Genomic DNA, 11,571 nt, shown 5'->3' with positions numbered 1-11,571 from the left:
GACGCTCTTCCGATCTGACACCGAATGAAGCCTATGCGATGAGCCGGGCCGATGAGAAATTGGCGGCATAAAGACAACCGCGTTCCACTCTAAATCCGCCGCCGGATGGTCTGAAAAACAGGACCACCTCTGTTCATCGCACACGCTCGTGAGGCGCTCGACTGTCTGACTCGAGCGCGTGACGCTTCATTCACGTTGCTGCGCGAGGAGAGGCGATCGAAATGTCCGGACACAGATCCAGCAATTGATACTGATAACGTCGCTGACGAGATGTCCCTTGCGGACTTGGCAGAAATAACCCCAAGCGTTTTGATAGCCATCATCAAAGCGCTTCTCACAACCCTGCGAACATCTCCGATTGATTTAGCCCTGCTCCCGGTTGCGCGCGACGCGCAATGCGGGATCGTTCTTGAAAGGTCCAAGAGTAAAGACGCCGAATTGATCGATCTCTTTGGCAAGCTCGGCGGAAACCCTTTGATCTGTCTATTCTCCGGCGGAACGATTGGAGGTCAAGAACAGATCTACACTGCCGATCGGAGGTGACTAACCCCTGTATCTCTCTGTGCTGGTCGTCTCCGATGTGCTGATCAAGAAGCGCTGATCGAGTCGTTGATTTTCAGTTGGCGCCGAGAATAGTGAGCGAGCCTCCACGAAGGACCTGGGATCATTAACGCAGTCGATCGCAATCACATGGTCGTCTCGCACATAGGCGACAGAAAAGCGCCCATCCGCCATGTTGCCATGGATCACCTCTCTGTCGTGGTCGAGCGCGAAGCCGATCGTTTGGAGCCGAAGGTCGTTCTGGTGCGACCAGAACCATGGAACACTACGGGCAACAGGAGCCTCACCGCAGAGCGCCCTCGCGACGGTTCCCGCCATCTCGACGGCGTTCTGCACCGACTCGATCCGGATCAAGCGACCCGATGCGAAAGGATGGGGCTGAAGCGCGCAGTCGCCTATCGCGTGGACATTCGGAAGCATCGTCATTCCGAGTTCGTCAACGATCACGCCATTTCCGGTGGCCGCACCGACTATGCGAAGCGGCTCGACTACCGGATCGATGCCGATGCCGACGATCACGAGATCGGCTGACAACGACTCGCCATCCGCCAGCACAACGCGACATGCCCGCCCGCCAACTCCCTCGACACGATCAATCACACTCGAAAGTCGGACATCGATGCCGTTGGAGCGATGCTCGCGTTCTACGAACCGCGAAATAGATGGCCCGGCGACACGCGACAGAAGGCGCGGACTGGCTTCAATGACGGTGACCTGCTTCCCCAACCCGGTAAGGGTTGCCGCCGTTTCGAGGCCGATATAGCCACCTCCGACAATGATCACCCGTTCGCTGATCGCCATGTCCCGGTGCAGCCGGTCAACATCCGCTCTGGTCCGAACCGTATGAACCCCATCTAGGTCGTGACCACCGCAGCTTAAGCGTCGCGCTTCGCCGCCTGCGGCCCATACGAGATCACCGTATCCGAACTCGACACCGCTTTTGGTGGTGACCTGTCTCCTCGCCGCGTCGATCGCGACGACACGCTCGTGAGTGCGGAGTGTTACAGCACGGTCCGCCCAGAATTCCGGGGGACGGATCAGGAGTCGTTCGAACGGCTTGCGACCTGCGAGATACTCCTTGGACAGCGGTGGCCGTTCGTAGGGCGCATCTGCTTCGGCAGTCAGGATCGCGATGCTTCCCTTGAAACCGGATTGCCTCAACGCGACTGCGGTGTGGGCACCCCCGTGGCCGCCGCCTACGATTATAATATCGAACTGTATGGTCATATGGATTCCGTAGATCGATGCCGCCCGATGGATGGCGAGCGGCATCGCAATGCCACGAGATAGATTTTCCGCCTCCGGAGGCTCTGCCGCAATTTTCAGTAATCCTTGACCACGAAATCATGCTTCGTGGCCCCGCAATCCGGGCAGCACCAGTCTTCTGGGATGTCTTTCCATGCGGTGCCGGGAGGAATACCTTCTTCAGGTAAACCCAATTTTTCATCATATACATATTCGCATAGGATGCAGGCATAGATCGGGAGCATATAGTCTGCCTGGACATTGGCGATCATGATATCGTCTCCAGCATTTCAGCGAGGCTTCAGGCTGCGATTCCCAGAAGTCCGAAACTATCCCGCCCGCTCATCGTGTCGAAGACGCCGATGTTGCGCCCGAGATTCACGACGCCTGAATAATCGACCCGCCGGACAGCATTGGCATTCATCGGGCGGCAGTCGGCAACGATCGTCCGACCCTGCACAATGCCCAATTGCGCTAAGACGTCATCCCAGATGTCCAACTCCATGTCGGCGAACCACTCGATCGGTTTGGGCAGAACCTCGGCGAAGAATGCCTGCTGTTTGCGATCCAAGGCGGGATAGAAGGTTTCGGCGAGGCCGGTGAAGACCTTGCTGTGAGCCAGTTCATCGTGACGGTGCGCGGCAACGGTGGCGCGGTTCAGTGTCTGGATCGTATGGCAGTCGGATAGCTGATGCAGATAGTCGCTGACGAAGATTTCCGACACGACGGAGGTAGCCAACTGAACAAGCGTGCGCTGCCAGCCCTCGGAGCAGCCGGCTTTCGCCTCTTCCATGAAGCGAACGAGGTTAAAGGTCGGAATGCGAATGTCGCCCAATCCGCGATAATGCCGTGTGATGCGGCTGGCATTCTCGACCAGCAGGAGATGATAGGCCTCATCCACCAGCGTCTCGCAGACCAGCTTTCGCATCAGCCCGCCTTCCAAGCCAGGAATGCGTCCTTCGAGAGCGTCGTTGCAACTCGGTGTGACGATGGCAGTTTCGATGGCAACCGTCTTGTCGTTGTAGATCAGCCAGCCGCACGACAGGATGCGCTGCCGGTCACATTCGCTCAACGCTTGATAAAGTGGGTGCTGATGGAATGGGAGCAGGGTTTCGAGAAAATCGTCCCGTGCTGGCTCGAATGTGAGATCAAGCGCCTCTCGGCGAACCTTGGCTCGCGTGTTCCAGCTCTCGCTGATCCGAAGAAGCAACTTCCGCGACTGTGACGGCTCGTCGTGGTGGTCATATCCAATCAGACTTGCATCCATGGTTCATACCCTCCTGCCTTCTGCTCATTGGCCTCGCTAGACTTCACGATCGCCGAGGGAAGCCCGCGACTCGCTTAATGGCATAAGCATCATGGCAAAATGGCCCATGCCAAAACTGAAGGGCCATGTCTACATAAGCTGATCGGAAAGGTATCCCCGCTGTGACCTCGTAGGAAATGGAGACCGCTCAGCCAGTCGGTTTGACAGCGGGCGAGCGACATACCGCAAGCGGCGAAAGTACCTTTTGACCGGACGTTTAGGTACTTATATTTCATAGGAATCACCCGCGGTCAGGGTGGGACAGGCCGCGTTACAAATCGTTTTCTGCTCTAGGCTCGCATCACAGCGCAAAGAGGCGTAGAGACGACGTCAACAAAATTGACCTATGCCAATTGATTGAGCAAAGCGCTTGGAATGTGTTGTCGAGGAGCGAAGATGGACATACTGGAAGGGCGGACATCGGCTGAGATCGCCCGCAATCTGGAGATTGCGATTCGCCAAGGTCAGATTGAAGCGGGCGAGCAATTGCCGCCTGTTCGCGAGGTCGCGGATCGGCTGGGCGTGAATCGAAATACGGTAACCTCGGCATACTCAAGGCTTCGTGACGCAGGGCTGATCATAGGAGCTGGCCGGCAAGGCTCGCGCGTAGCGTTGATACCGAGTGAAAGCGTAAGCCATCCCTTGGACGTAAGAGACCTGGCGTCTGGCAACGTCGATCCACAATTCCTGCCACGGCTCGATGCCTATCTTGGCCACCTTGCGCACGCCCCTGGCGGGTACGAGATGGCTGACGACGAGGAGCGTCTCGTTTCCTTCGGACGCTCACGCTTCGTCGCCGATGGTTTGCCGGCGACCGAGATCGCGGTCATCTCCGGATCGATCGATGCGATCGAACGGGCATTGCGTGCTCGCCTATCTCCCGAAAGTGCGGTGGCCGTGGAGGATCCCGGTTACGTTTCCGTATTGCACCTGCTTCGGGCGATGGAATTTCCGATCATCGCGTTGCAGATGGACGAGGATGGCGTTCGACCCGACTCATTGTCAGACGCCGTGAAAAAAGGCGCCTGCGCAGTCGTGCTGACACCGCGCGCGCAAAATCCGAGTGGCAGACGGATGACAGCTGATCGAGCTGCCGAACTTGGTCAAATTCTCGATGTGAATCCAGGCGTTCTCCTATTGGAAGACGATCACGCTGGCGAAGTGTCCGGTGCGTTGCCGGTCAGTTCCGCACCCTCCGATCCGGAGAAGCGGCCTTGGATGACGATTCGATCGGTTTCTAAGTTCCTCGGGCCTGATCTTCGGCTCGCCTTGGCTGCCGGTGACAGCGTAACCATCGCCCGGGTCCGGGATCAGCAAGCGCTAGGCCCACGGTGGGTCAGCCATATACTCCAGCGTCTCGCCTATGAGATGTGGTCAGCACCCGAAACCACCGCTCTCATGAGGGCCGCAGCACGCAGCTACGAGGCACGTCGTCAATCCCTGATCGAGCAGCTTGCCTCCAACGGCATCGAAGCATTCGGCTCATCCGGCCTGCACGTCTGGGTTCCCGTCGAGCGAGAAGGCGATGTTGTTCAGGCCATGCTATCTCGTGGCTGGTCTATTCAGGCAGGCGAGGTGTTCCGCATTAAAAGCAAGCCGGCAGTGCGGATTGGTGTCGCCAATCTTGTCGAAAGCGAATGCCCAGCCGTAGCCTCCGCCCTCGCTGACAGTCTTAAACGCTCCCGGCGCCTATATACGTAAGCATGTCTGCGGCTAATCATCTGATTATAATCAAGAAGTATCTATTTTAACGATCGAAATATTCAGATTGCCGATAGTCAATTCTCGGCGTAAACCCGCCGAACTCCATGAACTGACACCATGCGCCGCTCGATCCACGGCGTGTTCCAGTTCGGTCGGCGCTGCGCGATTACGAAGAGGGTTCGCCGCCCCGCGCTGTCGATGAGGACGGCGAGGTAAAGCGGCTTTCTGACGACTCTGCCGACCAGACCGTCAGCGACATCTAGAGCGTTTTCCGGCCGGCTAGAGTCGCGAGCTGATCCATGATTCCATCTGCCGACCGAAAGGGAGGCGAAGATGGCGAGAGCGTTGTCGGTTGATCTTCGGCGCCGCGTGTTGCGAGCGATGCGCGAGGGCGCCTCGACCCATGCGGCGGCCGAACGGTTCGGGATCGCGATCGCTACGGCGGTGCGTTGGCGCTCGCAGGATCGGGCGGGTCGCAGCGATCCCTTGCCGATGGGCGGGGACCGACGCTCGGGCCGCATCGAGGCGGAGGCCGAGTTCCTTCAAAGCCTGGTCGATGGCAAGGACGACATCACGCTGCACGAGATGCAGCGGCGTCTGGCGGAAGAGCGCGGGGTGAAGGTCGGGATCGGATCGCTTTGGCGCTTCTTCGACCGGCATGGGACGACGTGGAAAAAAAGACCGCGCACGCCAGCGAGCAGGAGCGCCCGGACCTCCTGAAGCGGCGCCAAGCCTGGTTCGAGGATCAGCTTGATCTCGATCCCGCCAAGCTCGTCTTCATCGATGAGACCGGCCTGTCGACGAAGATGGCGCGGCGCTACGGCAGGGCGCCTCGCGGCGAGCGCTGCCGCTCGAGCGTGCCGCACGGGCACTGGAAAACGACGACCTTCACCGGCGCCCTGCGCCTGTCAGGCATGACGGCACCCATGGTGCTCGACGGACCGATGAACGGCATCGCGTTCCGGGCCTATGTCGAGCAGGTCCTGGTGCCCACGCTCTCGCCCGGCGACATCGTCGTGATGGACAACCTTCCCCCTCATAAGGCCGAAGGCGTGCGAGCGGCCATCGAAGCGGTGGGCGCATCCTTGCGCTTCCTCCCGCCCTACAGTCCCGACTTCAATCCGATAGAGATGGCCTTCTCGAAACTCAAAGCTCTCATGCGGGCCAAGGCCGAGCGCACCGTCGAGGCGCTTTGGCAAACCGTCGGCACGCTCATCACGCTCTTCCTGCCCGCTGAATGCGCCAACTACTTCAAAACCGCTGGCTACGACGCAGACTGATCGGAAAACGCTCTATCTCCGCAACGATATCCCGCCCCGCGGGAAGATGAAGGCGAAGCGGCCAGGCGATACGCCGATCGACCGCTATCATGACGCCCTCAATGCTTTCGGTGCGGCTATGCTGGCAGCGGAGGAGACTTTCGGCGACCTGACATCGGTCATCGGAGACGACGGTCAGCCGATCGTCGATGTGCAGGGCGTCGAACCCCGACACACTGAAAATTGGCGGAAGCTCATCGGTCGGCTGGACGAAGAGATGGTCGTGTGGGGCGGACGTTCCGGAAGGCCTATGGCACGAAGGTTCAGGCTCCCGCGCTGACGAACGACGACGACGACGACGACGACGACGACGACGACGACGACGACGACGAGGAACTGGTTGAGGATTGATCGGTCAAGTGACCGGTCTGGGTCAAGCATCAGGGCTGACCCGTCTCCAATAGAGCGAGAGAATGCCGCTTCGCTTCGTGACGGGTCGGGTTCGAGAGAGAGGCTCTCGGCGCCCGTCATGGAGATCTCCCATGACCCAGGTTCTCGATGCGCGCCGCGATACGAGCGGCGGCTACAAGGTTGATGTGTCGCGCGGCCAGCGGATTGGCCGCGTGTCGTCGGAATGGTTCTCGCGCCCGGCGGACGAGCGCTTCCTGTCCCTTTCGGAACTGGCCCGCTCGGTGCGCGACCGTGCCGACCGCAGCCGCACCCGCATCGTCGAAAGTGCCCTCATCCATGTCGAGGCGAGCCGCAACGATCCCGAGCGACTATCGCTGATCCTGCCCGGCGCGGACGCCCCCGTTGCACCCACGCACTGGAGCTTCGGTCAGCTCGCCGCTCAGGTCGGCGCACCTGCCGCCTATCTGCGCCAGCTTCCCGCGCCGCTCGCCGCGATCAACCTGCAATACGGCCTGGCGTCCAATCGCGCCGAGCAGATCAAGACCTTCGAGACCGAAGACGGCCGCACCGAGCTGCGCGCCGTCACCGGGCCGGACTATGGCCGCATCTACGACCATGAACTGGTGGAAGCCGTGCAGCGCATCGCTGGCAACGGCACGGGCGATACCCGCTGGAAAGTACCGGGGGTGCTCGACTGGTCGACCGGCATCTACAATCCGCGCGTCGATATCACCACGGACACGACGACGCTCTACGCCTCGGATCGCGATGTCTTCCTGTTCCTGGTCGACGATCTGAACCCGATCGAGGCGGGGCGGCTGCCGGACGGCTCGCCCGATCTGTTCTTCCGTGGCTTCTACGCCTGGAACTCGGAGGTCGGAGCCAAGACGCTCGGCATGGCGAGCTTCTATCTGCGCGCCGTGTGCCAGAATCGAAACCTCTGGGGTGTCGAGGACTTTGAGGAAATCTCGATCCGGCATTCCAAGTACGCCGCCAATCGTTTCGCGCACGAGGCCGCGCCCGCGCTCCTGAACTTCGCCAACTCGTCGCCCACGCCCTTCGTCAACGGCATCAAGGCGGCGCGCGAACGAATCGTCGTGCGCACCGACGAGGACCGCACCGACTTCCTGCGCCGACGCAACTTCTCCAAGGCCGACACGACCAAGATCATCGAAACGGTGCTGGCCGAGGAAGGCCGCCCGCCCGAAAGCATTTTCGACTTCGTACAGGGCATCACCGCCGTCGCGCGCGACAAACCACATCAGGACGCCCGCCTCGACATGGAGGCAAAGGCAAAGAGGCTGCTCGACCGCGCGGCTTAAAACCCGCAAAGCCGGAGATACTTCCTTCCGTATCTCCGGCTTTCATCAAATCCAGAAGCGCCGTCAGGCTTCCACGGCCGCCTTCGCCCGCTCCCGGCGCTTCCACCGCGACCGGCGCGGGATCGGCCGCCGTACATCCGTTGACCCGTAGACGCGGCTTTCCGTGTTTCCGGTTTTGCGCCTTCGTGCCTTTCCGCATCCGTGTGTCCCGGCGCTGCCCTTCTGAGAGGAAGAGGGCGGCGCTTCGCTTCGTGACGGGTTGGGTCCGAGAGAGAGGCTCACGGCGCCCGTCGCGGAGTACGGAACATGGCGACAGCCGTTCAGAAGATCACGCTCGCGTCCGCGCGCGACATTCCCTTCAACAAGCTGGTGCTCAGCCAGTCCAACGTCCGGCGGGTGAAGGCCGGCGTCTCGATCGAGGAGATGGCCGAGTCCATCGTCCGGCGTGGCCTGATCCAGAGCCTCCACGTCCGGGCCGTGCTGGATGCTGACGGCGGCGAAACGGGCATGTACGAGGTGCCGGCCGGCGGGCGGCGGTTCCGCGCGCTGGAACTGCTGGTCAAGCAGAAGCGCCTCAACAAGACCGCGCCGGTGCCGTGCGTCGTCTCCGATGCCGCGAGCGGCATCCTGATCGACGAGGTGTCGCTGGCCGAGAACATCGAGCGCGCGCCGCTGCACCCGCTGGACCAGTATCGCGCCTTCCAGACGATGCGCGACAAGGGCATGACCGAGGAAGCCATCGCCGCCGCCTTCTTCGTCGGCGTCAACGTGGTGAAGCAGCGGCTCCGGCTGGCCGCGGTGTCGCCGGTGCTGCTCGATCTCTACGCCGAGGACGGCATGACGCTGGAGCAGCTCATGGCCTTCACGGTCTCGCCGGACCATGCGCGGCAGGAACAGGTCTGGGAGGCCATCAAGAACTCCTACGGCCGAGAGCCTTGGCAGGTTCGGCGGATGCTGACCGAGGCCGCGGTGCGGGCATCCGACAAGCGGGCGCAGTTCGTTGGGATCGAGGCCTACGAGGCCGAAGGCGGCGTGGTGCTGCGCGACCTGTTCGAGTCCGACGACGGCGGCTGGCTGCAGGATGCGGCACTCCTCGAGCGGCTCGTGGCCGACCGGCTGAGGTTGATCGCCGACGAGATCGCTGGCGAGGGCTGGAAGTGGATCGAGGCGGCCATCAGCCTGCCCTATGGCGTCAATCACGGCCTGCGCGAGCTGATTGGTCCGCAGGTCGATCTCACCGACGAGGAACAGGCGACGGTCGACGCGCTCAACGCCGAACTGGAGCGGCTGGAAGCCGAGTATCAGGACGCACCCGAACTGCCAGACGACGTGGACGAACGGCTCGGCGAAATCGAGACGGCGCTGGCCGCCTTCGACGAGCGCCCCGTCCAGTACGATCCGGCGGAGATTGCGCGTGCCGGCGTCTTCGTCTCGATCGGCAGCGATGGCTCGCTGGTGGTTGATCGCGGCTATGTCCGTCCCGAGGACGAGGCACCGGCTGTGGCGGACGAGGACGGTGGCGCCGACGATCCGGCCAATGACAGCACCGAGTTGCGGGATGGCGAGGCGGCCTCCGCGCCGATCGTCCAGCGCGCCGTCGTCACGGTCGGCGGCGCGCCGTTGGTTCAGCCCGAGCCGGAGGAGGAGGACGGCATCAGGCCGCTGCCCGACCGGCTGCTCTCCGAGCTGACCGCCCACCGGACGCTGGCGCTTCGCGACGCCGTGGCAGGCAACCCGCGTGTCGCAATGACGGCGCTGCTCCACAAACTCACCTGCGACACCTTCCGGCGTGGCTCAGCGACGGGCGCGTTGGAGGCCAGCGTCCGCGAGGTCTACCTGCCGGTGCAGGCCGACGATCTGAAGGACAGCGCCTCGGCGCGGTCGGTGGACGAGCGGCACGAGGGTTGGAAGGCGGACCTGCCGGAGGACGACGACGCGCTCTGGGACTGGCTCGCCGCGCTGGACGAGGCCAGCCGCATGGCGCTCCTCGCGCACTGCGTCAGCTACGGCGTCAACGCGCTCTATCAGAAGCCGAACCCGTTCGGTGGCAGCGGGGTCTCGGAGCATGGCCTGCGGGTGCGCCTCGCCGAGGCCGATCGGCTGGCGCGGGCGACCGGGCTCGACATGGTGGAGGCCGGCTGGCGGCCGACGGTGCGCAACTATCTCGGCACCGTCACCAAGGCCCGCATCGTCGAGGCGGTGCGTGAGGGCGCGGGCGAGCGGGCAGCCCAGCTCATCGAGCATCTGAAGAAGGGCGACATGGCCAAGGAGGCCGAGCGCTTGCTCTCCGACAGCGGCTGGCTGCCCGAGCCGCTGCGCCTGGCCGCCCTCGGCGACGAGCGGGTCTCGGCGGATGCGGCGATCGAAACCGAGGGCACGGACGCGGAAGCCGAGGCCGACGTGCTGCCGGCCTTCCTCGCCGACGTGGGCGACGAGCTCGCGATTGGCGACGACCCGGCCGCCAACGACGGGGACGACTTCGTCCACGCCGTCGCTGCGGAGTGATCGCAGGTCGGGCGTTCCCGCGCCCCGGTCTCCTCCATCCGCCACCTCGATCCGCGCCCGGCCGTCTCATGGATCGCCGGGCGCTTCCCGTTTTCCAAGTAGCCCATCCATGTCCGCCCATCTGATCTTCGACGCCGCGCCGCTCGGCGCACTCGTGCGCTACTTCGACGGCACGTCCCGCCCGCCCGCCCGCTTCGCGAAGAAGCTCGCCGCCTGGCGGCAGTGCAACGGCATCGGCCGTCTCACGCGCAAGCAGCCCGCGCGGGAGCGCCCGACCTTCGTCTCGCCGCCGTCCTTCACGCTGCACGAGGGCGACTTCGGCGACGGCAGCGTCATCATCGTCACGGTGTCGCGCACCTTCCCGCTCCACAGCGATCTTCGCTTCGAGATCGCCGAGCATCCGCCGCTCGGCGCGATCCGCGTCCTTCAGGAAATCGGCAACGATGCCGAGCTTCTCCATCTCGCCGAAAGCCGCGAGGCGGCCGAACTCTGGCTGGCGAGGAACCGGTACAGCCGCGCCCGCATCGAGGAAGTTTCGGCCGACGAGGCCGCAGCCGACACGATCGAAGGGCGCCGCGCCGCCTGAGCGCCTGCCAACGCCATCGGCGCGAGCGACACCCGCCGCTCGCGCCGCCGTCCGCATTACTCTTTTCCTTCCGGTCCGGTCGCCTCGCAGCGCCGGGCCGCTTTCGTTTCAGGAGCCTGTCGTGGCCAATTCCCGCATCCGCTCTTCCTGCCTGCTCCACGTCGGCAGTCCCGCCAACGCCGCCGGCGCGCTCGACGCTTATGTCGCGCGGTCCGAAGACGACACGCGCGCCGTGCCGCTCCCACACGCCTTCCGCCTTTCGATCGAGCCCGATCACGGGCCTTCGACCTTGTGGATCCGCGACGAGGACGGCGGCGATTCGGACGGCGTCATCCGCTTCGCCCTCCATTGCGCCCGGCTCTTCGGCCTCGGCGGCCTCTGAGGCTTCGCTAACGCCCGCATCCCCGATCGCTCCGAGTCGGATGCAATCGGCGGCGGCGCGCATCTCCTCGATCTCGGCACCGGGCGTATCCTCGCCTCGGTCGATGCCGCCCGCTGGTTGAGCGAGCGCCTCGATGCCGGGGAGATCGATCATGCCTGAGATCGTCGAAACCACCGTCTATCGCATCGACGAGCTGAACGCGGTTGCCCGCGACAAGGCGAAGTTACCGTTTTCGACCAGCTTACGACATTCGATGATTCCCGACTAAACGGCGGCTTTTGCCAAGAGCT

General features: G+C 63.1%; 11 protein-coding genes. 8 read left to right on the top strand and 3 right to left on the bottom strand.

Going from position 1 to position 11,571, the window contains the following annotated elements; genetic code table 11:
- Positions 1 to 270 precede the first annotated feature (270 nt).
- On the top strand, positions 271 to 543 hold the full coding sequence (locus ASG62_RS12665) for a hypothetical protein (protein WP_056696239.1): 273 nt from the start codon (positions 271 to 273) through the stop codon (positions 541 to 543).
- Here ASG62_RS12665 and ASG62_RS12660 read toward each other — a convergent pair whose 3' ends face one another.
- The 3 genes from ASG62_RS12660 to ASG62_RS12655 are packed head-to-tail and all read right to left on the bottom strand — an operon-like array spanning position 544 to position 3,073.
- Entirely contained in the window at positions 544 to 1,833 is a 1,290-nt protein-coding gene (locus ASG62_RS12660) for an NAD(P)/FAD-dependent oxidoreductase (protein WP_156382114.1), read from the bottom strand.
- Positions 1,834 to 1,883: 50 nt separating this feature from the next.
- On the bottom strand, positions 1,884 to 2,078 hold the full coding sequence (locus tag ASG62_RS25580) for a rubredoxin (protein ID WP_200944728.1): 195 nt from the start codon (positions 2,076 to 2,078) through the stop codon (positions 1,884 to 1,886).
- Between the two features lie 29 nt (positions 2,079 to 2,107).
- Positions 2,108 to 3,073: a diiron oxygenase gene (locus tag ASG62_RS12655; RefSeq protein WP_056696241.1), complete on the bottom strand. Its 966-nt coding sequence runs from the start codon at positions 3,071 to 3,073 to the stop codon at positions 2,108 to 2,110.
- Positions 3,074 to 3,508: 435 nt separating this feature from the next.
- On the opposite strand from ASG62_RS12655, the gene ASG62_RS12650 reads away from it, so the two are divergent.
- The 7 genes from ASG62_RS12650 (at position 3,509) to ASG62_RS12620 (ending at position 11,281) form a co-directional block, all read left to right on the top strand.
- The gene (locus tag ASG62_RS12650) at positions 3,509 to 4,813 is read left to right on the top strand and encodes an aminotransferase class I/II-fold pyridoxal phosphate-dependent enzyme (RefSeq protein WP_082537325.1); all 1,305 of its coding nucleotides are present in this window, start codon (positions 3,509 to 3,511) and stop codon (positions 4,811 to 4,813) included.
- 336 nt (positions 4,814 to 5,149) lie between these two features.
- Positions 5,150 to 6,096, top strand: a protein-coding gene (locus ASG62_RS25575) for an IS630 family transposase (RefSeq protein ID WP_413814205.1) whose coding sequence is annotated in 2 segments (ribosomal slippage) — positions 5,150 to 5,488 and positions 5,491 to 6,096 — 945 coding nt in all. Because the reading frame shifts where the segments join, the coding sequence is not laid out codon by codon here.
- 264 nt (positions 6,097 to 6,360) lie between these two features.
- Positions 6,361 to 6,486 (top strand): hypothetical protein, encoded by a 126-nt coding sequence (locus ASG62_RS27845; protein ID WP_274532619.1) that lies wholly within the window; start codon positions 6,361 to 6,363, stop codon positions 6,484 to 6,486.
- Between the two features lie 131 nt (positions 6,487 to 6,617).
- Positions 6,618 to 7,808 carry a hypothetical protein gene (locus tag ASG62_RS12635; RefSeq protein WP_056696251.1) on the top strand — a complete coding sequence of 397 codons (1,191 nt, stop codon included), beginning with the start codon at positions 6,618 to 6,620 and terminating at the stop codon, positions 7,806 to 7,808.
- Between the two features lie 306 nt (positions 7,809 to 8,114).
- Entirely contained in the window at positions 8,115 to 10,313 is a 2,199-nt protein-coding gene (locus tag ASG62_RS12630; protein ID WP_056696253.1) for a ParB/RepB/Spo0J family partition protein, read from the top strand.
- Between the two features lie 109 nt (positions 10,314 to 10,422).
- Positions 10,423 to 10,899 carry a hypothetical protein gene (locus ASG62_RS12625; protein WP_056696254.1) on the top strand — a complete coding sequence of 159 codons (477 nt, stop codon included), beginning with the start codon at positions 10,423 to 10,425 and terminating at the stop codon, positions 10,897 to 10,899.
- A gap of 121 nt (positions 10,900 to 11,020) precedes the next feature.
- Positions 11,021 to 11,281 (top strand): hypothetical protein, encoded by a 261-nt coding sequence (locus ASG62_RS12620; protein WP_056696256.1) that lies wholly within the window; start codon positions 11,021 to 11,023, stop codon positions 11,279 to 11,281.
- Positions 11,282 to 11,571 lie beyond the last annotated feature (290 nt).

This window comes from Aureimonas sp. Leaf427 (genome assembly GCF_001425485.1).
In the GTDB taxonomy this organism is placed as follows: domain Bacteria; phylum Pseudomonadota; class Alphaproteobacteria; order Rhizobiales; family Rhizobiaceae; genus Plantimonas.
Note: the sequence above shows the minus strand (reverse complement) of the source record. Positions and strands in the feature narration are given on the sequence as shown.